Source organism: Spirillospora sp. NPDC052242 (assembly GCF_040679555.1).
Taxonomy (GTDB): domain Bacteria; phylum Actinomycetota; class Actinomycetes; order Streptosporangiales; family Streptosporangiaceae; genus Spirillospora.
Window position 1 is genome coordinate 1 of sequence record NZ_JBFAUZ010000063.1, and the last position, 24,606, is coordinate 24,606.

23 protein-coding genes and 1 tRNA gene are annotated in these 24,606 nt (G+C 71.7%); 7 read left to right on the forward strand and 17 right to left on the reverse strand.

All coding sequences use genetic code 11. The features are described 5' to 3' along the window. Positions 1–297: 297 nt before the first annotated feature. The 11 genes from AB0L25_RS36085 to dacB form a co-directional block, all read right to left on the reverse strand. Positions 298–774: a DUF3180 domain-containing protein gene (locus AB0L25_RS36085; RefSeq protein ID WP_500177513.1), complete on the reverse strand. Its 477-nt coding sequence runs from the start codon at positions 772–774 to the stop codon at positions 298–300. Further along, entirely contained in the window at positions 771–1,358 is a 588-nt protein-coding gene (folK, locus tag AB0L25_RS36090; RefSeq protein ID WP_500177514.1) for a 2-amino-4-hydroxy-6-hydroxymethyldihydropteridine diphosphokinase, read from the reverse strand. The genes AB0L25_RS36085 and folK overlap by 4 nt, the downstream gene beginning before the upstream one ends. Then, positions 1,355–1,720, reverse strand: a complete 366-nt coding sequence (gene folB, locus AB0L25_RS36095; protein WP_500177515.1) for a dihydroneopterin aldolase — start codon at positions 1,718–1,720, stop codon at positions 1,355–1,357. The genes folK and folB overlap by 4 nt, the downstream gene beginning before the upstream one ends. Further along, entirely contained in the window at positions 1,717–2,154 is a 438-nt protein-coding gene (locus AB0L25_RS36100; protein WP_500177516.1) for a nuclear transport factor 2 family protein, read from the reverse strand. Before AB0L25_RS36100 ends, folB begins: the two co-directional genes overlap by 4 nt. After that, positions 2,151–3,062, reverse strand: a complete 912-nt coding sequence (gene folP, locus AB0L25_RS36105; RefSeq protein WP_500177518.1) for a dihydropteroate synthase — start codon at positions 3,060–3,062, stop codon at positions 2,151–2,153. Before folP ends, AB0L25_RS36100 begins: the two co-directional genes overlap by 4 nt. 189 nt (positions 3,063–3,251) lie before the next feature. Continuing rightward, positions 3,252–3,866 carry a GTP cyclohydrolase I FolE gene (folE, locus tag AB0L25_RS36110; protein ID WP_500177520.1) on the reverse strand — a complete coding sequence of 205 codons (615 nt, stop codon included), beginning with the start codon at positions 3,864–3,866 and terminating at the stop codon, positions 3,252–3,254. Between the two features lie 5 nt (positions 3,867–3,871). Beyond that, entirely contained in the window at positions 3,872–5,890 is a 2,019-nt protein-coding gene (gene ftsH, locus AB0L25_RS36115) for an ATP-dependent zinc metalloprotease FtsH (protein WP_500177522.1), read from the reverse strand. Positions 5,891–6,187: 297 nt separating this feature from the next. After that, positions 6,188–6,751: a hypoxanthine phosphoribosyltransferase gene (hpt, locus tag AB0L25_RS36120; RefSeq protein WP_500177524.1), complete on the reverse strand. Its 564-nt coding sequence runs from the start codon at positions 6,749–6,751 to the stop codon at positions 6,188–6,190. Between the two features lie 85 nt (positions 6,752–6,836). Continuing rightward, positions 6,837–7,880: a tRNA lysidine(34) synthetase TilS gene (gene tilS, locus AB0L25_RS36125; protein ID WP_500177525.1), complete on the reverse strand. Its 1,044-nt coding sequence runs from the start codon at positions 7,878–7,880 to the stop codon at positions 6,837–6,839. Continuing rightward, positions 7,881–8,993 carry a zinc-dependent metalloprotease gene (locus tag AB0L25_RS36130; protein ID WP_500177584.1) on the reverse strand — a complete coding sequence of 371 codons (1,113 nt, stop codon included), beginning with the start codon at positions 8,991–8,993 and terminating at the stop codon, positions 7,881–7,883. A gap of 169 nt (positions 8,994–9,162) precedes the next feature. Then, positions 9,163–10,482, reverse strand: coding sequence for a D-alanyl-D-alanine carboxypeptidase/D-alanyl-D-alanine endopeptidase (gene dacB, locus AB0L25_RS36135; protein ID WP_500177526.1), 1,320 nt, complete (start codon positions 10,480–10,482; stop codon positions 9,163–9,165). Positions 10,483–10,703: 221 nt separating this feature from the next. Between dacB and AB0L25_RS36140 the strand changes: the two genes are divergently transcribed. Next, entirely contained in the window at positions 10,704–11,195 is a 492-nt protein-coding gene (locus AB0L25_RS36140; RefSeq protein ID WP_500177528.1) for an inorganic diphosphatase, read from the forward strand. A gap of 100 nt (positions 11,196–11,295) precedes the next feature. Here AB0L25_RS36140 and AB0L25_RS36145 read toward each other — a convergent pair whose 3' ends face one another. After that, positions 11,296–12,549: an NlpC/P60 family protein gene (locus tag AB0L25_RS36145; protein ID WP_500177530.1), complete on the reverse strand. Its 1,254-nt coding sequence runs from the start codon at positions 12,547–12,549 to the stop codon at positions 11,296–11,298. Between the two features lie 108 nt (positions 12,550–12,657). After that, positions 12,658–14,043 carry an RNA polymerase sigma factor gene (locus AB0L25_RS36150; RefSeq protein ID WP_500177532.1) on the reverse strand — a complete coding sequence of 462 codons (1,386 nt, stop codon included), beginning with the start codon at positions 14,041–14,043 and terminating at the stop codon, positions 12,658–12,660. A 131-nt stretch (positions 14,044–14,174) separates the two neighbouring features. Here AB0L25_RS36150 and AB0L25_RS36155 point away from each other — a divergent pair, with 131 nt between their 5' ends. Next, positions 14,175–14,753 (forward strand): MerR family transcriptional regulator, encoded by a 579-nt coding sequence (locus AB0L25_RS36155; protein ID WP_500177533.1) that lies wholly within the window; start codon positions 14,175–14,177, stop codon positions 14,751–14,753. Then, positions 14,750–17,071 (forward strand): VIT domain-containing protein, encoded by a 2,322-nt coding sequence (locus AB0L25_RS36160; protein ID WP_500177534.1) that lies wholly within the window; start codon positions 14,750–14,752, stop codon positions 17,069–17,071. The genes AB0L25_RS36155 and AB0L25_RS36160 overlap by 4 nt, the downstream gene beginning before the upstream one ends. Before the next feature lie 1,046 nt (positions 17,072–18,117). Here AB0L25_RS36160 and AB0L25_RS36165 read toward each other — a convergent pair. Continuing rightward, positions 18,118–19,551 carry an MFS transporter gene (locus AB0L25_RS36165; protein WP_500177536.1) on the reverse strand — a complete coding sequence of 478 codons (1,434 nt, stop codon included), beginning with the start codon at positions 19,549–19,551 and terminating at the stop codon, positions 18,118–18,120. Between the two features lie 87 nt (positions 19,552–19,638). Here AB0L25_RS36165 and AB0L25_RS36170 point away from each other — a divergent pair, with 87 nt between their 5' ends. Together AB0L25_RS36170 and AB0L25_RS36175 are read left to right on the forward strand one after the other, a co-directional pair. Continuing rightward, on the forward strand, positions 19,639–20,019 hold the full coding sequence (locus tag AB0L25_RS36170; RefSeq protein WP_500177538.1) for a MarR family winged helix-turn-helix transcriptional regulator: 381 nt from the start codon (positions 19,639–19,641) through the stop codon (positions 20,017–20,019). A 21-nt stretch (positions 20,020–20,040) separates the two neighbouring features. After that, positions 20,041–20,283 carry a hypothetical protein gene (locus AB0L25_RS36175; RefSeq protein WP_500177540.1) on the forward strand — a complete coding sequence of 81 codons (243 nt, stop codon included), beginning with the start codon at positions 20,041–20,043 and terminating at the stop codon, positions 20,281–20,283. A 56-nt stretch (positions 20,284–20,339) separates the two neighbouring features. On the opposite strand, the gene AB0L25_RS36180 is transcribed toward AB0L25_RS36175, so the two are convergent. Beyond that, a complete protein-coding gene (locus tag AB0L25_RS36180) occupies positions 20,340–21,173 on the reverse strand; it encodes an SDR family NAD(P)-dependent oxidoreductase (protein ID WP_500177541.1) in 834 nt (277 codons plus the stop codon). Between the two features lie 76 nt (positions 21,174–21,249). Between AB0L25_RS36180 and AB0L25_RS36185 the strand changes: the two genes are divergently transcribed. Then, entirely contained in the window at positions 21,250–21,681 is a 432-nt protein-coding gene (locus AB0L25_RS36185; RefSeq protein ID WP_500177542.1) for a winged helix-turn-helix transcriptional regulator, read from the forward strand. A gap of 21 nt (positions 21,682–21,702) precedes the next feature. On the opposite strand, the gene AB0L25_RS36190 is transcribed toward AB0L25_RS36185, so the two are convergent. Both AB0L25_RS36190 and AB0L25_RS36195 read right to left on the reverse strand, forming a co-directional pair. Continuing rightward, positions 21,703–21,775: transfer RNA gene (locus AB0L25_RS36190), tRNA-Thr, on the reverse strand. 63 nt (positions 21,776–21,838) lie between these two features. After that, positions 21,839–23,341 carry an alpha/beta hydrolase gene (locus tag AB0L25_RS36195; RefSeq protein ID WP_500177544.1) on the reverse strand — a complete coding sequence of 501 codons (1,503 nt, stop codon included), beginning with the start codon at positions 23,339–23,341 and terminating at the stop codon, positions 21,839–21,841. A gap of 220 nt (positions 23,342–23,561) precedes the next feature. On the opposite strand from AB0L25_RS36195, the gene AB0L25_RS36200 reads away from it, so the two are divergent. Next, a complete protein-coding gene (locus AB0L25_RS36200) occupies positions 23,562–24,602 on the forward strand; it encodes a ferredoxin reductase (RefSeq protein WP_500177546.1) in 1,041 nt (346 codons plus the stop codon). Positions 24,603–24,606 lie beyond the last annotated feature (4 nt).

Consider the following 24,606-nt stretch of genomic DNA (forward strand, 5'->3'; position numbering starts at 1 on the left):
TGGGCGCTCAATTTATCCCACTCCTGGTCTCCTTTTTTTTGGTGGGCGGCCAAATCTATAACTCCCCCCGCGGGCCCCCGGGGCCCCGCGCCCCCCCCGCCCCCCCGGGGCTCGCTCGCCGACTCCTACCCAGGGCCTACCCGGCCTCCGGGCGCAGAGCGCCCTACGGCCGCGCGGGGTTCGCCCGCCGCCCCCACCCGCGCGTACCAAGCCGGACGACGCAACCAACACTCGGCCCTCGGGAAGCACGAGCCGGGATCGGGCCGGCGGTCGTCCGGTTGGGAGCCGCCCTCCGGGTCAGGCGCGGGAGGCGCCGTGGCGGTGGTCCTCCTCGTCGTCGGGGCCGCCGGGGACGCGGCACGCGTACTCCAGGAAGAAGGCGGCGCCCACCAGGACGGCCGCGGCCAGGAAGGTCGCGCCGCTGGCGAAGAAGTCGTGCCGGGGGGTCGGCTTGTCGAGGGCGTCGACGACGCTGATCGCGAACCCGCCGAACACGCCCGCGATCACCGCGGCGGCGTGCGCGCTGGCCTTGCCGAGGGCGGCGAGACGCGCGACGGCGAGCGGCTCGACCGGGCGCGTGCCGGGCTTGCGGCGGATGCGGCGCATGACGTTGAAGCCGCTGATCCCCTCGGCGAGGGCCAGCAGCAGCAGCGTCGGCACCGTCGTCCACGGCAGCGGCGGCAGCGCCAGGTAGGCCGTGCGCAGCACCGCCCAGGTGATCACCGCGACGACGACCAGCAGGCCGACGAGGAAGAGCGGGCGCGACGGCTTCATGCAGGCTGCTGCAGGGTCAGGTCCGTCCGGCGGCGCACGGCCGACGGGCCGCCCTCCGCGAGTTTCGCCTCGGCGAGGTCGCCGACGCGGCCGTGCCCGGGCAGCAGCACGTCCGGTTCGATGTCGGCCCAGGGGACGAGGACGAACGCGCGCTCGTGCGCGCGCGGGTGCGGGAGCGTCAGGTCGGGGTCGTCGGAGGCGATGTCACCGAAGACCACGATGTCGATGTCGAGGGTGCGCGGCCCCCACCGGACCTCCCTGACCCGCTGCATGGAGTTCTCGATGTTGAGGACGCGTTCCAGCAGGTTCTCCGGGGGGAGCCGGGTGTCGGCCACGAGGATGATGTTGAGGTAGTCGTCCTGGGGCGGGATCGACTCGCCGGGGGCCGCGTAGGGCGCCGTCTCGTAGACCGGGGAGCACGCGACGAAGTCGAGGCCGGGGGCGTCGAACAGGGCGTCGACGGCCTCCTGGAGGTTGTCCAGGCGGTCGCCGAGGTTGCTGCCGAGGGAGAACACGACCCGGTGGTGGACGAGCATGTGCCCGCCGGTCGCGGTGCGGTCGGGCATGCGGTCGTGCGCGGTCATGGGCGACTCCTCTGGATCGTCACGGCCACGTCCGTGAAGGGGTGCGGCACCGGGGCGTTCGGCTTGTGGACGGTGATCTCGACCTCGGAGACCGCCGCGTCTTCCAGACATATCTTCGCCAGCCGCTCGGCCAGCGTTTCGATCAGGTCGACGGGCTCGCCCCCGACCGCGGCGACCAGCCGGTCGGCCAGCGACCCGTAGTCGACGGTGAGCGACAGGTCGTCGTCCGCCGCCGCCGGGCGGGTGTCCAGGCCGAGGACGGCGTCCACGACGAACTCCTGGCCGAGTTCGCGTTCCGCCGGGAGGCAGCCGTGCCTGCCCCTGGCCCGCAGGCCGCGCAGTTCGATGCGGTCGAGACTCATTCTTCCTCTGTATCAGCGACGTTCAGCACGGGCGAACCATGATGAAGCAGGAGCCGCCATTCTTCTCCGACCCGAACGAACACGTTCGTGGCGACAATGCTTCCCCCCGCGAGGAAACCGGCCTCCGTGTCCTCGTCGGCGGTCAGGACGTTCTCCTTGCACGTGACCACCGCGTGGTCGCCGTACACGTCCGTCTCGACGTCGGTCAGCACGAACTGGATGTAGGTGGTGTTGGCCATGATGAGCGCCCACGACCGCAGCACCTCCTCGCGTCCGCGCAGCATGGTCCAGCCGGGGTGGACGCAGGAGACGCCCGAGGCGTACGGGCCGTCGGCCCAGACGGCCGCCATGCGGTCGTAGTCGCCGGCCTCGAACGCGGCGTAGAACTCGGCGTGCACCTCGCCGACGTCCGCGCGGTTCACCGCAGGGTTCATGGGCGGTCGCTCCCGTGGTCGGCGCCGGGACGGTCGTCGCGCTCGGCGCCCGCGGCCCCGGCGGCCCGCACGGCGGCCGCGACGCGCACGGCGTCGGCGTTCGGACGGACGCGGTGCACCCGCACGCACCAGCCGCCGGCGGCCGCGACGAGCGACGTGATCGCGACCGTGGCGTCGTCGCATTCGCCGAACGGGCGCGGCGTGCCGTCCGCGTCGGTGAGGAGCCGGCCGAGAAAGCTCTTGCGGGACGCTCCGACCAGTACGGGATAGCCCGTGCTCGTAAAGGCGTCCAGGTGCGCCAGTAGCGACCAGTTGTGCCCGGCCGTCGGGTTCTTCGCGAAACCGAGGCCCGGATCCAGGATCACCTTGGCGGGGTCCAAGCCTTCCTGCAGGACGACCTCCACGCGCTGCAGCAGCTCGTCGCGCACTTCGCGGACGACGTCCTGGTACACGGCGCGGGTCTGCATGTCGTGGCTGTGCCCGCGCCAGTGCATCACGACGTACGGGACGTCGGCGCGCGCGACCGCGCGGGGCATGTCGGGGTCGGCGAGGCCGCCGCTCACGTCGTTGACGAGCCGGGCGCCCGCCTCGATCGCGGCCTCCGCGACCTCGGCGCGCATGGTGTCGACGCTGACCGGGACGCCCTCGGCGGTGAGCGCCTCGATGACGGGCACGACGCGGCGCAGCTCCTCCTCGCGGGACACGCGCTGCGCGCCCGGACGCGTCGACTCGCCGCCCACGTCGACGATGTCGGCGCCCTCGGCGACCAGGTTCAGCCCGTGGTGGATCGCCTTCTCGTGGTCGAACCAGGCGCCGCCGTCCGAGAAGGAGTCGGGGGTCACGTTGACCACGCCCATGACGAGGCACCGCCCCGGCGCGGGCAGGCCTGGAACGTCGGCAGTGGTCATGGCATCAACCCTATGTCGTGGTCTCGGTGTTTCGATCTCGCGCCCCGCCCGCCGTCCCGCGCGGCGCACCCGTCACGCCCGTCCCCGCGCCGGGCGGCCTCCGCGCGCTCCCCGAAAGCGCCGGAACGGGCCTCAGCTCGTCGCTGAGACCCGTTCCGGCGTTGAGGTGCACTCGGTATGGGGTCGGGGTCAGGAGCGGCCCAGAATCAGGCTCATCGCCTCGGCCCGCGTCTCGGGGTGATCGCGGAAGTCGCCGCGGACGGCGGACGTCACGGTCCGCGCGCCCGGCTTGCGGACGCCGCGCATCGTCATGCACAGATGCTCGGCCTCGATCACCACGATCGCGCCGCGGGGCTCCAGGACGTTCATGAGCGCGTCCGCGACCTGGCTCGTCAGACGCTCTTGCACCTGCGGGCGCCGCGCGTACACGTCCACGAGCCGGGCCAGCTTCGACAGACCGGTGATCTGCCCCTTCTGGTTCGGCGTGTAGCCCACGTGGGCCACACCGTGGAACGGGACGAGGTGGTGCTCGCACACGCTGTACACCCCGATGTCCTTCACCAGGACCATTTCCTCATGGCCGGCGTCGAACACCGTCGTGAGCGCCTCTTCGGGACGCTGCCGCAGGCCGGCGAACTGCTCGGCGTACGCGCGCGCGACCCGCGCGGGGGTGTCGCGGAGCCCGTCGCGATCGGGGTCCTCCCCGATCGCGAACAGGATCTCGCGGACGGCCTTCTCGATCCTGCCCTGATCGAACCCGGGGGGCGCGTCGGGCAGGGGGGTGTCGTCGAAGGGATCGGTCAACGGGTTCAGCCTTCGCCCTTGAGCGGGTCGGTCGTCTCCGGGCTCGGCACACCGCTCTGCCCGTTGCCCTGGCCGTTCCCCTTGGTGAGGTCGGTGACCTCCTGGGGACCCATCAGGGCGAGCTCCTTCGCCGTCAGCACCGGCGGGCGGTCCGACGGGAGGCGCTTGCCGTACCCGGTGTAGGAGTTCTGGTGCGGCCGCTTCTGGATCGGGGCGAAGATCTGGAGGACCTGCTCCTTGGAGAGGGTCTCCTTCTCCATCAGGTTCACGACGAGCTCGTCCAGGACGTCCCGGTACTCGGTGAGGATCTCCCAGGCGGTGTCGTGCGCCGACTCGATGTAGCGGCGGACCTCGTCGTCGATCGCGGACGCGATGTCCTCCGAGTAGTCGCGCTCGTGGCCCATGTCGCGGCCGAGGAACACCTCGCCCTGGCCCGAGCCGAACTTGCGGGCGCCCAGACGCTCGCTCATCCCGTACTCGGTCACCATGTTGCGCGCGATCGCGCTGGCCTTCTCGATGTCGTTCGCCGCGCCGGTCGTCGGCTCGTGGAAGACGAGCTCCTCCGCCGTCCGGCCGCCCAGCAGCATGGCGAGCTGGTCGGTCATCTCCGAGCGCGTCGTGAGGAACTTGTCCTCCATCGGCAGGGTCATGGTGTAGCCCAGGGCCCGGCCGCGCGGCAGGATCGTCACCTTGTGCACGGGGTCGGAGTTCGGCAGCGCGTGCGCCACCAGCGCGTGCCCGCCCTCGTGGTAGGCGATGATCTTCTTTTCCTTCTCCGACATCACGCGGGTCTTGCGCTCCGGCCCGGCCATGACGCGGTCGATGGACTCCTCGAGGGTGTCCATGTCGATCAGCTTGCGGTCGAACCGCGCGGTCAGCAGCGCCGCCTCGTTGATCACGTTGGACAGGTCGGCGCCGGTGAACCCGGGGGTGCGCCGCGCGATGACGTCCAGGTCGACGTCCGGGGCGAACGGCTTGCCGCGCCCGTGCACCCGCAGGATGCCCTTGCGGCCCTCCAGGTCCGGACGGTCGACGGTGACCTGGCGGTCGAACCGGCCGGGACGCAGCAGCGCCGGGTCGAGGATGTCGGGACGGTTCGTCGCGGCGATCAGGATGACGCCGCCCTTGACGTCGAAGCCGTCCATCTCGACGAGCAGCTGGTTGAGGGTCTGCTCCCGCTCGTCGTGGCCGCCGCCGAGGCCCGCGCCGCGGTGCCGTCCGACGGCGTCGATCTCGTCGATGAAGATGATGGACGGGGCGTTCGTCTTCGCCTGCTCGAACAGGTCGCGGACGCGCGAGGCGCCGACGCCGACGAACATCTCGACGAAGTCCGAACCGGAGATCGAGTAGAAGGGCACGCCCGCCTCGCCGGCCACGGCGCGCGCCAGCAGCGTCTTGCCGGTGCCGGGCGGGCCGTACAGCAGGACGCCCTTGGGGATCTTCGCGCCGATCGACTGGAACTTCGCCGGGTTCTGCAGGAAGTCCTTGATCTCCTCGAGTTCCTCGAGGGCCTCTTCGGCTCCCGCCACGTCGGCGAACGTGGTCTTCGGAGTGTCCTTGGTGATGAGCTTGGCCTTCGACTTGCCGAAGTTCATCACCCGCGAGCCGCCGCCCTGCATCTGGTTCATGATGAACAGGAAGATCAGCACGATGATGACGATCGGCAAAAGGCTGAACAGCAGGCTGACGAACATGCTCTGCTGCGGGACCTCGATGTCGTAACCGCCGGGCAGGTTGCCCGCCCCGGCCTGCTTCTGCAGCTGGTTCTGGAGCTCGAGCCCCTGGCCGCTGACCCAGGAAGCCTGCTGCTGCTCACCGCTCTTGAGCGTAATCTCGATCCGCTGATCCTTGTCGATGATCTTTGCGGACTTCACCTTGCCCTGGGCGATCTCCTGGACCACCTTGGAGGTGTCGACCTTCTCGTACGAGCGGCCGGGGTTGACGCCCCACATGACGAGGGCGACCAAGAGGCCGAACAGCAGGATCCACAGCAGCGGCCCGCGAAAATAGCGCTTCACGTCCATTTATCCGGTTACCCCTTCGGGGCCCGTCCCTCCTGACCAACGTCTGTGTGCGATCCTCGCCCGCCCCGGAGGACGGACGCCACTGCGACCAACGACGGTCCCGCCGTGGCTCCGGACCACCGGTGGCGGTCCCCCTTCTACGGCTCCCCGGCCCTGGGGCCCGGGACATCGACGGTACACCGCTGGGCGCAGAAGACGCAGCCAGCGCTGTCTCCCGGCCCTTTCCCTATACCCGTCAACGACCCTTGCAACGATCCGTCACGGCCACTTGTTCCCTGACGGGCCGTTCCTGCCGGTTCAGGAGCCGTCGCCGCCGTAGACATGGGGCGCGAGGGTCCCCACGAAGGGAAGGTTCCGGTACTTCTCCGCGTAGTCGAGCCCGTACCCGATGACGAACTCGTTGGGGATGTCGAAGCCGATGTACTTCGGGTCCAGTTCCGCCTGGACCGCCTCCGGCTTGCGCAGCAGCGCGCAGATCTCCAGGGACGCCGGCTTGCGCGAGCGCAGGTTGCTGACCAGCCACGACAGCGTCAGCCCCGAGTCGACGATGTCCTCCACGATCAGGACGTGCCGGTCGAGGATGTCGGTGTCGAGGTCCTTCAGGATCCGCACGACCCCGGACGACTTCGTGCCCGACCCGTAGGACGAGACGGCCATCCAGTCCATCGACGCCGGGGTGTGCAGCGCCCGCGCCAGGTCCGCCATGATCATGACGGCGCCCTTGAGGACGCCGACGAGGAGCAGGTCGCGGCCCGCGTAGTCGGCGTCGATCTGCCCGGCGAGCTCCCGCACCTTGGCCTGCAGGTCGTCCTCCGGGATCAGCACCTTCGCCAGGTCGTCGCCCAGGTCCTTCTCGTCCACAACCCCACCCTCGTCATCGTGATCGCGCATCGGTCGTGATCGCGCCCGCCCGGCGGCACGGGCCGACGCCGCGGCGCACCGGACGTCAGCCGGGTCGGACCGGGCCGAACAGCAGCTTCCCATATCGCCTGAAGGCCCTCAGACTCCCGGGCAGGTCCACGTGCCGCTGGCCGCGCCAGGCCGTGACCAGCCGATCCACCGCATCGACATGGACGGCCGCGAGCGTACCCGGTGGACTGCCCGCTTCGACCGCGGCCGTCCGAAGTACGCGCGTCCGGACGGCTCTCGGCAGCTCCGCGAGCCCGTCCAGGCGCACGGCGACGGGGTACCCGTCCTCGGGGGCCCGCAGGTCCGCGTAGGCGCGTGCGGCCAGATCGTCCAGGACGTCCGCGTCTTCGCGCAGCATTCGCGCGGTGCGCGCCAGCGCTTCCGTTACCCCGGGGCCGAGCGCCTTCTCCAGCGAAGGCAAAGCCTCGTTGCGCACTCGCACGCGCGCGTAGGCGGGGTCGTCGTTGTGGGGGTCGTCCCAGGGTTCCAGTCCCATCGCCAGGCAGGCCCGGCGCGTGGTGACGCGATCGAGTTCGAGCAGGGGGCGCAGGTAGCGGACGCCTGCGCGGCGCGTGAAGGCGGGCGGCATGCCGGACAGCGAACGCGTCCCGGATCCGCGCGCGAGGCCGAGCAGGACGGTCTCGGCCTGGTCGTTCAGGGTGTGCCCCAGGAGAACCGCGGCGGCGTCCAGACGGCGTGCGGCATCGTCCAGCGCCGCGTACCGGGCGTCGCGGGCCGCGTTCTCCATCCCGCCCCGTGTTCCCACGGTGACGGCGACGGAACCCACCGGGTCCAGCCCCAGGTCGGCGAGGGTGCGCACCACGGCGTCAGCGCGCGCGCCCGATCCTTCCTGCAGCCCGTGGTCGATCGTCACGGCCCCCGCCGGGACGCCGAGCCTCGGGGCGACGAACGCGAGCGCCCCCGCGAGGGCGAGCGAGTCCGCGCCGCCGCTGCACGCGGCGAGCACCATGCCCGCCGGCCGTCCCGGGGCGCCTTCCGCCGCCCCTCCCGGCGGCGGCAGGCCGGCCAGCACGCGGCGCACCGCGAGGCGGACCGCCGCCACGGCCGGATCAGGACCCACTCAAGCCTCGTTCGCCTCCGGCGGGACGGCGTCGATGGCGCGCGGGCCCACGACGCGTTCCATCCACAGTTCGGGTTCCTTGATCTCCAGGTGGGTGGGCAGGCTCTCCGGAGAGTCCCACACCTTGTTGAAGCCGCTCATGCCGGCCTCGGTGACGACCCGGCGGACGAACCGCGAACCCTCCGCGTACTGCTTCATCTTCAGGTCGATGCCGAGGAGCCGCCGGATCGTCTTGTCCATGCGGCCGCCGCCCTCGCGCCGCCCCTGGAAGCGCGACCGGATCTGCTGCACCGACGGGACGACCTCGGGCCCGACGGCGTCCATCACGTAGTCGCCGTGCCCCTCGACGAGCGTCATCACGGCGGTCAGCCGGTCGAGGATCTCGCGCTGCTCCGGGCTCTGGATGGCGTCGATGAGGTTCGAGTCCCCGCCCCGGACGGCGTCCGCGACGGCCTCGGCCGCGTCCTTGATCCGGTCGAGCATGGCCCCCGGATCGAGATCGGACGCCAAGAGGAACTGGGTCATCTGGCTCTGCACGTACTCGCGCAGCCACGGGACGCCCGTGAACTGGGCGCGGTGCGTCTCCTCGTGCAGGCACACCCACAGGCGGAAGTCGCGCGCGTCCACGCGCAGTTCCTGCTCCACGTGGACGATGTTGGGCGCGACCAGCGTGAGCCGCCCCGTCGGCGCGCGTCCGTCCGGGTCGGGCGGGAGGAACAGCTCGTACTGGCCCAGGACACGGCTCGCCATGTAGGCGAGGATCGCGCCGACCTGCATTCCGGTGACGCGCGACCCGACCGCGTCCACGACCAGGTTCCCGGCGCCGCCGAGCGGCCCCGGCCCGCGCTTCTCGGTCATCTGCTCCATGAGCGGCTCGAGCACCACCCGGAAGCCGTCCACGTTCGCCCGGATCCAGCCGGGCCGGTCCACGATCGTCGCGGGGTCGGGATCGAGTTCGGAGGCCATGCCGGTGAACTCGCGCACGTGCCCGTGCGCCAGCTTGGACAGTTCGCGCAGTTCCGCGACGACCTCACGGGCCTCCGCGTGGCTGACCTGCGGTCCCGGACGGACTAGCCGGGTCCCCGCCTGGACCGCCACATTCCAGTCGATCATTGAGGCGCTCATGTACTCCACCGTACGTTTCGACGCGGCGCCGCAGCGCCTCTCCACGATCGTTCAACGAACAACCGTTCTGGTTATCTCCCGTGGCGCACTCCCCACACGCTCGCGCCCGCACACACCGCTCGGACGGACGTCCTGAAGGCAGCGGACGGGCGCGGATTCAGCAGCCGCAGCGCGCGACCTCGGCGGCCAGCCGGTCGAGCGTCAGCGGGTCCACCCACCCCTTCCCGTCGCCGAGCATGAACGCGAACGCGAGCAGCCGGCCGTCCGCGGCCCGCACCATGCCCGCGAGCGTGCTGACGCCCGCGAGCGTCCCGGTCTTGGCCCGGACGACCCCGGCGCCCGCGCGGCTGGCCTGCCCGGAGTACCGGGGCGGGCCGAGGGTGCCGGAGAAACCGGCCACGGGCATGCCCGTGACGGCGGCGCGCAGGTCAGGGTGCTCCGCGTCGGCGGCGAGCGAGACGATCCGGGCGAGCGCGACCGGCGTGATGCGGTTCGCCGGCGACAGTCCGCTCCCGTCGTTGACCGCGACGCCCTGCCCGACACCGAGTTCGGTCAAGACCTGGATCACCGCCTGCGCGGCGCCCTGGAACGACGCAGGAAGTCCCTTGTTCATCGCCACCTGGCGCGCGACGGCCTCGGCGACGTCGTTGTCGCTCTCCGTCAGCAGGTACTCCACGAGCACCGACATCGGGGGCGACTGCACGGCGCCCAGTTGCTCCGCCTCGCCCGTCCCGGTGACCTTGCGCCCGGCCTTGGCGGAGACCCCGTTCTTGGTGAGCAGTTCCGCGAACTTCGCCGCGGCCACGGCGGCCGGGTCGGCGACCCTGGTCCGCTTGGTCGGGTCCTGCGGCGCGGCCTTCCCCTTGTCCACGGCCAAGGCGGACACGGGAGCGACCTCCCCGTCGGGTATGTAGTTGGGCTTCCAGGTGGGCGCCGCCCCCGGCCCCTGGTAAACGGACGCGTCATAGTCCACCCGGACCTGACCGGTCCCGGCCTTCTTCAGTGCCGCGGCGGTCTGCTTCGCCAGGTCGTCCAGTGACGCGAACTGCGGAGAACCGCCCTCCTGCCTCGCCGGGAGCGCCGTCAGGGTAGGATCCCCGCCTCCGACCAGTACGATGCCGCCTCCGGCGCCCCGCACGACCCGCGTCGTGATCCGGTGCTCCGGGCCGACCGAGGCCAGCGCCGCCACCGACGTCGCCAGCTTCGTCGTCGAGGCGGGCGTGGCCGGCCGGTCACCGCGATGCCCGAACAGCGTCCGTCCGGTGGCGACGTCGACCACGACGGCGCTGATCTCGGTGCCGGCGCCGCGGATCGCCCCGGACAGCCGTCCCGCCAGGACGGACGCGTCCGGCATCGGGCCCGTGCCCGGCTCGGCGGCGGTCGCCCCGGCGGAGGATCCGGCCGACACCCGGACGACGTCCCGCACCGCCACGCTCGGCGGCTGCGGGGACAGATGCCTGGCCGGTGTGAGTTTCACCACTGCGAACGCCGCTGCGACGGCGAAAACGTTAAGGAGGGACAGTGACAACAAGACGAGGGCACGGCCCCGTCCGGGCACGTCGCCGCCCCTCTCCCACTCAGCACTCACCAACGTGCGACATCCTTATATAAGGGAACACCCACACCGTGGGGGCCGGCCTCGCCCGCACAGACCCCCGAAAGACTATTCACTGCGACGCGCAGGGAGCGGAGGACACCTTGGATTTCGACGTCACCATTGAGATCCCGAAGGGTCAGCGGAACAAGTACGAGATCGACCACGAGACCGGTCGCATCCGTCTCGACCGCATGCTCTTCACCTCGACGCAGTATCCCGCCGACTACGGGTTCATCGACCACACGCTCGGTGAGGACGGCGACCCCCTGGACGCGCTCGTCCTGCTGCAGGAGCCGACCTTCCCAGGCTGCCTCATCCGGTGCCGCGCCGTCGGCATGTTCCGGATGACCGACGAGGCCGGTGGTGACGACAAGGTCCTGTGCGTCCCCGCGACCGACCCCCGCATGGAGCACCTGCGCGACATCCACCACGTCCCCGAGTTCGACCGCCTCGAGATCCAGCACTTCTTCGAGGTCTACAAGGATTTGGAGCCCGGCAAGTCCGTCGAGGGCGCCAGCTGGGTGGGCCGCGTCGAGGCCGAGGCCGAGATCGAGCGCTCCCGCAAGCGCGCGGTGGAGCAGGGCGGGCACTGAGCTCCGCCGGGGCCGGCCGCCCCGCCCGCGGTACCGCTCGTCGCAGGCGATCGAGGACCCTTCCGTACGGGACACGCCCTACGGGAGGGTCCTCGGCCGTTCAGTGGGACGGACGGGTCGCGCCGATCAGGTCGCCCCGGTGGATGCCCGCCACGCGCACCCGCGCCCCCGTGTACGGCGCCTCCACCATTCGCCCCTCGCCGATGTAGATGCCGACGTGGTGGATGGTGTCCGGGTCGGACGTGTCGTGGGCGAAGAACACGAGGTCGCCGCGGCGCAGCTCGTCCAGGGGGATGTGAGGACCGGACGTCCACTGCGTGCCCGTCCAGTGGTCGAGGCGTACACCGGCCTTGTCCCACGCGTACATCGCGAGACCCGAGCAGTCGAACCCGCGGATGCCGGAGCCGTGCTCGATGCCGTAGCTGGGGCCGTCCACGGTGCCGCCGCCCCAGGAGTAGGGCGTCCCGAGCCACCTGAGCGCGGCCCGCGCCACGACGTCCCCGCGTGCGGCGGAGGACGGGACGGCTTCGTCCGAACCGGCGGGCGCGGAGTTCGCCTTCTGCACGGCCGACTCGGCCAACGCGAGTTCCCGCGCGCGCTTGAGTTCGGCGGCGCGCGCTTCGGCCGCCCCTAGACGACGTTCGAGTTCTCGCTTACGGGCCTCGATGCGCTCAACGGACGCCTGTTGCCGTTCCACGGCGTCCTCTGCACGGCGCCTCGCCTCGTCCGCACGGTGGGCCGCCTCGCTCTGCCTGGTCAGAGCGTCCTCTGCCTGGCGGCGGAACAGGTCCTCCACGTTCCTGGACGCCTCGACCCGGCGCACCATCCCGGCCCGCTGCTCGGCCAGCATCTCGGCCATGACGGCCCGGTCCATGAACCCCTGCGGGCCGCCGTCTCCCGCCACCACCGACGCCAGCCTGTCGTGGCCGCTGCCGTCCCGGTACATCCGCGCCGCGTACGACGCGAGGTCGGCGCGCGCCTCGGCGACGCGCCGCCCGGCGTCCGCCAGCCGCCGCTGCGCGTCCTGATGGGCCAGGCGCGCGCGCTCCAGCATCACCCGTTCACCGTGGTACCGCTCCACGGCGGCCTGCGCGCCCGCGACGAGCCGATGCAGTTCGCCGTCCGCCGCGGCCAGCTCGGCCTTCGTCCGGCCGACCGCCGCGGCGCGCTCCCGCACGTCCCGCCGGCTCTGCTCGACGTCCCGCGCGCTGGGCGGCGGCTCCGCCGGAGGCCGCGCGGCCGAGGCCGGGACCAGCCAGGTCAGGCCGATCGCGATGCCGGACGACAGAGCGGCCAGGCGCAGTCCAGTACCGCTGGTCCGGAACGTGCGGCCGCGAAACTCCGTCGCGCTCATGATCACGTCCTCCCCCCGACGCGTGATGCGCAGCGCGAGCAATCGATCACGAAGCGTAGTTCAGATGATCAACGGGAGGAACTTTCTGCGCCGCGTTGCGGCGGACCGTTACCCGGACGGGGTCGGACTCTGCCCGGTCGGCGGCGGGGACGTGGGCTCGTCCGTCGGCGACGGCGGCGGGGACGTGACGGGCGGGCTGTTCCCGGACGGCGGCGGCTTCGTCGGCGGCGACGGCGCGGACGGCGACGTGCGAGGCGGCGTCCCGGGAGGACTCCCCGGATGACGCGTCGACGTCCCCTGGACGGACCCCGAAGACCCGGGAGCCCCGCTCTCCGTCAACGATCGGGGAACCGTCCCCGGCGTCTGCCCCGGGACGGGAGCGCCCGATGACGCGCGCCCCGGGTCTGGGACGTCCCCGGACACGGCGTCCGGAGGCGGCGACCCACGATTGTGTCCTGGCCGGGGGCTGGGGTTCGGGCCCACGATCGTCTCGACCCTCTCCGCCTTCCGCCCGTCCGCGTCGAAGGACGCCCAGGCGAAACCCCCGCCACCGATTACGGCGACCGTAGCGACCGCCAGAACGGCGCGCTTCCGCCTCGCGCCCGAAGAAGCGGCACGCGGTCGGGCCGAACGCTCGCCCTGGAGCGGGAAGCCCGCCGCCGTGAAACCCGAAAGGCCCGTGGCGACGAACAGCCGGTACCCGACCAGTTCGGGATCCGTGAAGCAGCTCACCACGCGGAGACGCAGTTCGTCCGGTGGAAGGACGACCGGCAGCAACCCGAACACCTTCGACGCCGACACCGCACGCGGACAGAACGGCTCGCACTGCGCGCACACTTCCGCGTGCCTCAACAAGCGGCCGTCCACGTCCGCACCCGTACTTCTCTGCCTCAGCAGGGCGGCGCGTTCTGCACATCCGTAGGGACCTTGACCTTCGAGCATCTCCGCCGTCAGCGTCTGCTCGAGTTCCATATGCGCGCGATCGAGCGTCTCCTGCACGTTGCCGGGTGCGAGCCCCAGCACCGCGCCCAGTTCCGGGATCGACAGCCCATGCCGCAGGTGCAGGTCCAGAACGTCCTGCGAGAGCGGCGAGAGCGCCTGCACGGCCTTCCAGGAGACGAGCCGCTCATCGACGTCCTCCTGCTCGTGGCTCGCCACCGGCGGGTCCGGCGCGCGGTCCTCCGAAGGCGGACGACGCGCGCACTGCATGCGCGCAATGGCGTACAGCCACGGGCCGAACAGTTCGGGGTCGCGAAGTTTGTCGATGTGCGCTTCCGCCGCGATGAAAGTGTCGCGCAGGGCGACCTGAGCGTCGTCCCGCGCCTGCGTCCGGAACCAGCAGTAGGCGTACAGCCGGTCGCCATAGGCCCGGTATACCGAGGCCGGCGCGTCCGGCTCCCGCACCCGCAGCGCCTCGACCAGTTCTTGGTCGTCCATGACAGAAAGGTAGGGGCTCCAAGACCGCTTTACCGGCAAATTCACAAGATCGGACACGTTACCGAACTCAATTCGACGACCATCATTCCTCCGTTTGGCTTTTACGAAGAAAAGAAACAATCACCCCGCTTTGTCTGCTTACTCGGCTCGATTTGACAGTGTCACGATGACAGTGTCATTATCGGGCCATGGACGGCACCTGGACGATCGGCGAGCTGGCGGACCGCGCCGCCGCGGCCCTCGCGGCCGGCGGCGAGACGCCGGCCAACGGCCGGGTGCGCGACCTGCCCAACGAACGCCTGATCCGCTGGTACACCACGATCGGCCTCGTCGACCCGCCGCTGGGCCGCCGTGGCCGCACCGCCCTCTACGGCCGCCGGCACCTGCTCCAGCTCGTCGCGGTGAAGCGCCGCCAGGCGGCGGGCCGCTCGATCGCCGAGATCCAGGTCGAACTGGCCGCCGCCACCGACGAGTCCCTCGAACGCATCGCCGACCTGCCCACCACGACAGGCAAAGAGCGAGAGCGCTTCTGGCGCGACCGCCCCGACATCTCCCACCGCCCCGCGACCGTCACCGGATACGACACGCCCCGCCCGCCGGTCGTCCAAGGCGTCCGCCTCGGCCCCGACGTCACCCTCCTGCTGGAGGCGTCCCACCTGACCGACGACGACCTCACCGCCATCGCGTCGGCCGCCCGCCCGCTGCTGGAAGAACTGCACCGCCGAGGTCTCACCCGATCCGCCGCCCCTCCACGGAGGTCCCAGTGACAGTGCGCATCCACGAACTGCCCGATCCCCCCGCGCGAGACCCCGAAGGCGGGCTCGGCGCGCTCACCACCGAGAAGGGCAACCTGCCGCTCGACAGTGTCGGCGTCCACGCGACCATCACCGGCCACGTCGCCGGCATCGACCTCGTCCAGGGGTTCCACAACCCGTTCGACGTGCCGCTCGAGGCGACGTACATCTTCCCGCTCCCCGACCGCGCGGCCGTTACCGCGCTCCGCATGGAGGCCGCCGACCGGGTCGTCGAGGGCACCCTCAAGGAACGCGGGCGCGCCCGACGCGACTACGACGCCGCGATCGCCTCCGGCCGGCGGGCCGCGATCGCCGAAGAGGACCGCCCCGACGTCTTCGCCATGCGCGTCGGCAACATCCAGCCGGGCGAGCGCGTCACCCTCCGACTCCGCCTGGTCCAGCCGCTCTCCCGCGACTCCGCCACCGAGGCGACCTTCCGCTTCCCCCTCGTCGTCGCGCCCCGCTACATCCCCGGCGTCCCGCTGGACGACGAGCGCGCCGGGCCCGGCACGTCCGACGACACCGACGCCGTCCCCGACGCGTCCCGGATCAGCCCGCCGGTCCTCCTGCCCGGCTTCCCCAACCCCGTCCGCCTGTCGATCGACGTCGACATCGACCCCGCCGGGCTGCCGCTCACCGACATCGCCTCGACCCTGCACGTCGTCGCCGAGGAGAACGGCCGCGTCAGCCTGCGCCCCGGCGAACGCCTCGACCGCGACTTCGTCCTCCGCCTCCGCCACGCCGAACACGAGAGCGCGTCCCTCGCCCTCGCCCCGGACGAGACCGGCGACGAGGGCACCTTCACCCTCACCGTCCTCCCCTCCGGGGAGACCCGGCCCCGCCCCCGCGACCTCGTGCTCATCCTCGACCGCTCCGGCAGCATGCAGGGTTGGAAGATGGTCGCCGCCCGCCGCGCCGCCGCCCGCATCATCGACACCCTCCGCACCGAGGACCGATTCACCGTCCTCTCCTTCGACAACGTCATCGACACCCCCCGCGGCCTCGACCTCGACCTCGCCCCGGGCACCGACCGCAACCGGTTCCGCGCCGTCGAACACCTCGCCGGGCTCGAGGCCCGCGGCGGCACCGAGATGCTCACGCCGCTCCTCAAGGCGGGACGGCTGCTCGACGACCCGTCCCGCGACCGGGTCCTCGTCCTCATCACCGACGGCCAGATCGGCAACGAGGACCAGATCCTCGCCCGCCTCGGCCCGCAGCTCCATGACGTCCGCGTCCACACCATCGGCATCGACCGCGCGGTCAACGCCGGCTTCCTCAACCGCCTCGCCGCCCTCGGCGGCGGCCACTGCGAGCTCGTCGAATCCGAAGACCGCCTCGACGCGGCGATGCGCGACCTCCACCACCGCATCGCCGCCCCCATCGCGACGAACCTCACCCTCGACGCCGAACTCGACATCGTCCCCGACTCGGTGGCCCCCCGCCTCGGCGCCCTGTTCCCGGGCGTCCCCCTCGTGGTCTCGGGCCGCTACCGGGGCCGCCCCGGCCCCGTCACCCTCAACGGCACGAAACCCGACGGCACCGCATGGACCCGGCACGCTCCCCCGGTCCACACCACCGACCGCGCCGCCACGGCCCTCTGGGCCCGCGCCCACCTCCGCGACCTCGAAGACCGCTACACCGTCGGCGAAGACCTCGAAAAGCGCATCATCGACACGTCCCTCCGCTTCGGCGTCCTGTGCCGCTTCACCGCATTCGTCGCCGTCGACTCCGAGGTCACCGCCGACGTCCGCACCCCCCACCGGGTCGTCCAGCCGGTAGAGCGCCCCTCCGGCTGGGGCGCCCCGGCACCTCGCCGAGCCGCCCGCCCCCTGGCGGCCGACTACGGCCGAACCGACGACCTCGACCTCCCCGACTTCCTCCACGCCGGCCCGCCCCGCGCCGCTCCGCCGCCCGCCCCCGTCGCCCCGGCGTCCATGCCCGCCCCGGCCTACGGCGCCGCACCCGCCGCACCCCGACGCGCCGCGCCCCGCCCCTCCGGCACGACCTTCAAGGACGAGATCGCCCGCGCCCTGGAACGGCTCCGCGCCGTCCCCGACACCCCCCACGACCGCCGCGCCCACCTCCTCAACGACCTGCTCCCCGCACTCGAGTCGATCGTCCGGCGCATGGAGGCCCAGTCCCAGGACGCCACCGCCCTCGCCGCACTCCGCGACGACCTCCGCACCCTGACGACGACACCCGACGCGGACGTCCAGGCCCTCTGGACCCGCGCCCTCGAAACCCTCGCCGACCACACCCCCCGCCGCCCGTTTTGGAAACGCGGCAGATGACCACCCCCGTCGCGACGGTCGCCCACCCCCGACCGTCGCGACGGAACCACCCGCACCGTCCCCACACGAAACCTGCACCCCCGCCCCAGGCCCGTGGAGGCAGGAACCGCTGGGCCAGGTGAGCACGGCACGACCGCGCAGCGCGGCACCACACACCCAGCAACGACCTGCCCACCGCCCCGCCGAGCGCCCACGAGGTCGCACGTCCGAGCAGGGACCGGCAGGGCGACTCCAGGACCGCGCGGAGGCTGCCGGTCCCGGTGTGGACGAGCGCGATACCGCGGATCCCGGCGGCGGATGCCGGGCACGACACGAACCAGAGCCTTGAAAGCCGGGGCACGTGGGGGCCGGTGCGGCCGCACGCGTGACGGCTGGCGGCAGCGCCGGCGGGCGCCGCGCCGGAACTGTGCAAGGCGAGCCCGATCGCAGCCGCTATGCAGATCGGACGCCCAGCCCTACGTGGGTAGGCCACCGAGGGCAAGTCCATGTGGCCGGCGCTGATGAACGCGATCGGCGCCGCGCGCGCCTGACCGGCCTCACCCGTCCCGCAGTCCGGCCCCTCCCCCGGATACGCCGCCGGGCCCCTCGCCGGGACGGTCTGCGGGACGGTCCGTGGCGTGGTCGGTGGGCAGGTCGCCGCATCCGCGGCGGCGCCACCGAAACCCACGACGGCGGGCGGGCGGCTCGATGAGGACGGTGACGCCCGAACGGTGACGCCGGGACGGTACAGCGCTCACGGGCCTCCACGACCTACGTCCACCCGGAGATCGTCACCGGACGACCTCACAGGGTTCATGTCAACAGACACCACAACACGACGTCGCTAGCGCATGTACGCGCCATCAGAGAGCGGTCTGCCATGAACCGCGACAGCCGTCCTCACCGGCACTTCCCGTGCAGCAATCAACGCCTCGGAGAGTTCCGAGAGGCGGACGAGAGGCGGACCAGACGGTCACGGGAGGGGCCACGGGAAGGGGAGGCGGTCCCCGCGGGGACCGCCTCCCCCTCCCGGTCAGGGACGGGTGGTTCGGGCGGGTTCAAGTGGTTCAGGCGGTTCGGGTCCGGCGGGTCATGCGGAGTAGCGGGATCAGGTTGAGGGCGAGGCCGATGACGGCGACGGCGCTGACGAGGTTGACGCCCGGGTGGAAGCCGCCGAAGTCGCCGCCCTCGTGGGCGGCGCCGGCGACGAGGGCGGTGACGACGGCGAGGACGAGCGCGGCGCCGACCTGCCCGGACGTCTGCACGAGGCCGGACGCGAGGCCCTGCTCGGAGTCGTCGATCCCGTCCGTGGCCTGGGCCATGATCGAGCTGAAGCCGAACGCGAAACCGCCGCCCAGCAGGATCATCGTCGGCAGCACGGTGACGGTGTAGTGCGGGGCGTTCCCGGCGGTCGCGAGGAACCAGACGTAGCCGAGGCTCAGCGACGTCATCGAGCTGATGATCAGCGGCGGGGTGCCGTACCGGTCGATCAGGCGGCCGACGAACGGGGAGCCGAAGGCGACGATGAGGCCCGCCGGGAGGAGGCCGAGCGCCATCTCGAGGGGGGACCAGCCCAGGACGTCCTGCAGGTACAGCGTCATCATGAACTGGAAGCTCAGGTACGACCCGAACAGCGCGACGATGCTGAGGTTCGCGCGGACGATCGTGCCGATGCGCAGGATCCCGAGGCGGATCAGCGGGTGCCGCACGCGGTTCTCGGTGACGACGAACCCGACCAGGAGCGCCGCGGCCGCGACGATGGACACGACGGTGAGCGGGTCCAGCCAGCCGCGTTCGGGCGCCGACACCACGGTGTAGACGGCGAGCAGCATCCCGCCGGTCAGCGTCACCGCGCCGACGAGGTCGTGGCCGCCGCCCGCGGCGGGGCGGTCGCGGGGAATCAGCGCGATGCCCGCGACGAGGGCCAGCAGGGCCAGCGGCACGGGGGTCAGGAACGTCCAGCGCCAGCCGAAGCTGGTCAGCAGGCCGCCGAGGATCAGCCCGGACGAGTACCCGCTGGCGCCGAACACGGAGAACACCGAGAGCGCCCGGTTGCGCGCGGGCCCCTCGTGGAACGTGGTGGTCAAAATGGACAGGGCGGTCGGGGCGGTGAACGCCGCCGCGAGGCCCTTGACGAAACGGGTGACGATGAGCAGCGCGCCATTGTCGACCAGGCCTCCCACCAGTGACGCGACGGCGAAGACGGCCAGCGCGATGAGGAAGACCCGGCGGCGGCCGAGGAGGTCGGCGGTGCGGCCGCCGAGCAGCAGAAGGCCCCCGTATCCGAGGACGTAGCCGTTCACGATCCACTGCAGTGACGTGGTCGAAAGCCCGAGTTCGGCACCGATCGACGGCAGCGCCACGCCCACCATGGACACGTCGAGCCCGTCGAGGAACAACACGGCGCACAGCACCGCGAGGACGCCCCACAGCCGGGGCGTCCAGGTCTGTTCGGCCGGAGCGCGAACGGCTGAGGCAGGTGAGGTGTCGGTGATAGTCACGTCGCAGGAGAGTACATGCACGTGCATCCAATGTCCACGCATAAAATGCAGATGCATCTAATGCGCATGCATGGTACGATCCGCGCCATGGAGTCGGAGGCCGCTCTCGTCAGCCGCTGGCGCACGCTGGCGACCTGCTACAACACCGTGGCGTGCAACCTCGATCGCGCCCTGCAGGACGCGCACGGCCTCAGCATGAGCGAGTACGAGACGCTGGACCGGCTCGTCGAGGCGAACTGCGAGAAGCGCCGGATGCAGGACATCGCCGCCGACATGTACCTCAGCCAGAGCGCCCTCTCGCGGACGGTCGCCCGGCTCGAGAAGCACGGCCTGGTCGAGCGCGCGATCTGCCCGGACGACCGCCGCGGCGTCTTCGTCCACCTCACCGACGAGGGCCGCGAGCGGCACGCCGCCGCCCGCGACACCCACCTGAAGATCCTCGCCGAGCATCTCGAACCGGCCCGCTGACCCGGCGCGTAGGCCCTCGACATGACGGACGAAATCGCCCACTGGAACTGGGTGTACGACTACGACGAGGACTCGTCGCGCGGCTTCGGGTTCGGACGGTTCGTCCTCCGCGCCGACGGCGTACTCCTACGGTCCCACGGCGACCACGGCGAGACCTGGCGGGAGGTGTCCTGGTGGCCCGGCGAAACCGACCCCCACCGCGCCGCCCGCCTACTGTGGCAGCGCGGCTACGAACTCAAGAACGGCCCCGAGCCCTCTCCCTGAAAACCCACCCTCCCTCACCGAGCCCGTGAACCACGTCGGCGGCTCCCAAGCCCCCGTCACCGCGGCACCTTCTGGAGCAGTTCCGCGGTATAGGCGGCGAGGCGGGCGGCGTCGCCGGGGTCCAGGGTCTTGATGGACGGGTCGACGGTCTTGCCGCGGTCGACGGCCGTGAGCGGGGCCGCGGGAGGCCGGTCGATCCATCCGTTGATCGGCCGGACGGAGTCGGCGACGGGACGGGCGAAGAAGCGCGCGAGCAGCTTGATCGTGTTCCGGACGGCCGGGTTCGGGTGGCCGTCGGCTCCGCTCTTCGTGAATCCGGGGTGATAGAGCACATAACGGACCTTGCTCTCCTCGCCGGCGAACGCCGCGCCGAGCAGGTCGTTCGCGCGGCCGGCCTGCAACTGCGCGCGCACCTGCCGGTAGCCGCGCGTCAGCTGCGGATCGTCCCAGTGGATCCGTCCCGCGGTGTTGCCGACGCCCGCCACGTTGACGATCACGGGTACCGCAGCCGCGTCGAGGAGCGGCCGGAGCCGATGACCCAGCAGATATCGGCTCAGGTAGTAGAGGGCGAACGTGAACTCCAGCCCGTCCGGCGTCTCTTTCCGCTCGGGACTGACCCGATTGGCGAACAACGCCAGTGCGTCAATCGCCTGGTACTGCTCGGAAATGAGCGCGACGACCCTTTCGTTTTCGGCGATCGAGGACAGATCCGCCCGCAGGAACCGCATGTTCGGGTCGGCGGCCTCGTCCAGCAGTGCACGTCCCCGAGCCTCGTTGGCGCCGATCACGGTGACATGGTTGCCTCTCGCCGACTGCTCAAGGGCGACCGCTCGTCCCATTCCGGTGGTACCGCCGCTGATGACGACGTTCTTGGACGGCTGGTCCGGCATGGAATCGCTCCCTAGGGTCGAAGGCGGCGATTCCGATCATGGATCGCCCCGTCGGAGGACGAAAGAAGGCAGTTTCATGTCCGGTACGCACACCGGTGTTCCCTCGGTACTGGCGCACGACCTGCCTCGCCCGGTACCCGCCGCCGAACTGGCCGCGTGCCCGGTCGGGGACGTGTTCCGGCGAATGGGCGACAAGTGGAGCATGCTCCTGGTGATCCTGCTCGGGGCCCGTCCGCACCGCTTCAACGAGCTGCACCGCGCCGTCGAGGGCATCAGCCAGCGCATGCTGACCCGCACGCTCCGCGGCCTGGAGGCCGACGGGCTGGTGCGGCGCGACGTCCACCCGACGGTGCCGCCCAGCGTCGAGTACAGCCTGACCCCGCTCGGCCGCACGCTCCTGGAACCGCTGTCCGCACTGGCCGACTGGGCCGTGCGCCACGAGGCGGAGATCAACGAAGCCCGCTCCCGCCACGCGTCAGCGCAAACGCAAGAGGCCCCTCCCGAGTGATCGGAAGGGGCCTCTGAGCAGAGCCGCCTATCGGAATCGAACCGATGACCTATTCATTACGAGTGAATCGCTCTGCCGACTGAGCTAAGGCGGCGTGCCGTGCGGGCACGGCGGGATGAAGTCTACCGGGTCTCGGGGGGTGCTTGCGCACCCGTTTTCAGCGGCACACGGTTCCGGCCTTCGGGGGCTGGGCGGTGACGAGGTAGTTGTCGGTGGCGCGGCTGATGCAGGGGTTCGCCTGGAGGTAGGCGGTGTGGCCGTCGCCGTCGAGGGTGAGCAGGACGCCGGACTGGAGCTGGTCGGCGAGGCGTTCGGACCACGCGTAGGGGGTGGCGGGGTCGCGGGTGGTGCCGATGACGAGGATGGGGGCGGCGCCCTGGGCGGTGGCGGGGGCGGGGGCCTTGTCGGTCTTGGCCGGCCAGTAGACGCAGGGGAGGCCGCCCCAGACGACGAACTCGCCGAAGAGGGGCGCGGACTTCTCGGCCTTCGCGACGGCCTTCGCGTAGGCGTCGACGTTCGGCGGGTTGGGCTTGTCGACGCAGTTCACGGCCATGTTCGCGTCGGTCTGGTTGCTGTAGGAGCCGTTCTCGCGGTCGACCATCTGGTCGGCGAGGGCGAGGAGGACGGTGCCGTCGTCCTTCTGCATGGCCTGGGCGAGGCCCTCGCGGAGGGTGGGCCAGTAGTTCTTGGCGTAGAGGGCGGTGGCGATGCCCATCGTGGCGAGGGATTCGGTGACCTTGCGGCTGTCGCCGCGGGCGGTGAGGGGCTTGTTGTCGGTTTCGTCGAGGAGCTTCTGGAGGTTCTTCGCGGCCGCGTCGGGCGAGTCGCCGAGGGGGCAGCCGGGGGTGGCGGTGCAGTCCTCGGCGAAGGCGCGGAAGGCCGTCTCGAAGCCCTTCGCCTGCTCGACCAGGATGTCGGTCGCGGAGAGGCGGGGGTCGACGGCGCCGTCGAGGACGAGCGCGCGGACGTTCTTCGGGAACTGTTCGGCGTAGGAGGCGCCGAGGTAGGTGCCGTAGGACGCGCCGTAGTAGGTGAGCTTGTCGTCGCCGAGGGCGCCGCGGAGGACGTCCATGTCGCGGGCGGCGTCGGCGGTGCCGACGTGCGGGAGGGTGGTCTTGGCCTTGGCGCCGCAGGTGTCCGCGAACTGCTCGCTGCGGGTGGCGAGGGTCGTGCGCTCGGCGGGGTCGTCGGGGGACGAGTCGGTGGCGAAGAAGCGGTCGAGTTCGGCGGTGGTGTTGCAGCGGACGGGTCCGCTCTCGCCGACGCCGCGGGGGTCGAAGCCGACGATGTCGAAGCGGGCGCGCAGGTCGGCGCCGAACGCGGCGGCGGCCTGGCGGGCGAAGCCAATGCCGGACGCGCCGGGACCGCCGGGGTTCGTCAGGAGGGAGCCGATCCGTTCGGACTTGTTCCGGGCGGGGAGCCGGGTCACCGCGATGCCGATCTTCTCGCCGCCGGGCTCGGCGTAGTCGAGCGGGACCTGGACGGTCGCGCACTGGAAGCCGCCGCCGCAGTCGCGCCATTCGGGGCGCTGGTCGTAGAAGGAGCCGAGGCCCTCGGGGACGCGGCTCGCCATCGCCGCCTCGTCGGCCCCGCCGTCGCAGCCGGTGGCCAGCACAAGGGTCAAGGCGATCGTCGCGCCGATGGTCTTCGCTGCCCGCACTCCGGCCCCCGTCTCGTCGTCGCGGCTCGTATGCCGATGCCTACGCTACGTCGACCGGAGGTCCGGGGCCACTTCTTCGACCCCCGACATCGCCATTGCTCAATGGCACGTTCTCTGATGGTGTGATGCCTGTCGCTTTCGGCCGCCGGGCCTTGAACGCCGCCCATGGTTACGCGACCGTAGGTTACGCGCTAGTAGGTTCCGTTTGGGGGGAGGCGACGTGACCAAGCTTTCGGCCGCGGCGCGGTTGCTGACGACGCCGCTGCTGCCGGACGACTACCTGGGGCTGATCAATCCGCTCTGGAGCACCGCCGAGCCGCGGGGACGCGTGGAGGCGGTGCGGCACGAGGCGCCCGGGGCCGCGACGCTGGTGATCAGGCCTGGACGGGCGTGGCGGGGGCACCGGCCGGGGCAGTGGGTCCGGGTCGGGGTGGACATCGGGGGCGTGCTGCACCGGCGGACGTTCTCGCTGTCGTCGCCGCCGCGCGCGGACGGCCGGATCACGGTGACGGTGAAGGCCGCGCGGGACGGGTTCGTCTCGAGCCACCTCGTGCACCGGATCCGCCCGGGCGCGGTCGTCCGGCTGGGGGCGGCGGAAGGCGACTTCGTGCTGCCGTCGGCGCTGCCCGAGCGGCTGCTGTTCGTGACCGCGGGCAGCGGGATCACGCCGGTGATGGCCATGGTGCGGGACCTCGCCGAGCGGGCCCCGGACGCCGACGTGGTGCTGCTGCACTCGGCCCGGACAGCCGACGACGTGATCTTCGGGGCGGAGCTGCGGCGGCTGCGGCACCGGCTGCCGCGGCTGCGGTTCCGCGAGCGGCACACGCTGGTCGAGGGCCGGTTCACGCCGGACGACCTCCCAGCCGACTGGACCGGACGGGACGCCTGGGCCTGCGGCCCCGAGGGGCTGCTGGAGGTGCTCGCGGGACTGTGGCGCGACGCCGGCGTCCCGGAGCGGCTCCGGGTGGAGCGGTTCCGGCCCGTGCTGGCCGCCGCGGGCGGCGCGGGCGGCGTCGTCCGGTTCACGCGGAGCGGCGTCGAGGTCGAGGCGGGCGGCGGGACCACCCTGCTGGACGCCGGGGAGGGCGCGGGCGCGCTGCTGCCGAGCGGCTGCCGGATGGGCATCTGCCACGGCTGCGTCGGGCGGCTCGCGGCGGGACGGGTGCGCGACCTGCGCACGGGACGGGTGCACGGGGACGAGGGCGACATCGTCCAGACGTGCGTGAACGCGGCCGCCGGGCCGGTGGAGATCGAACTGTGAGGAG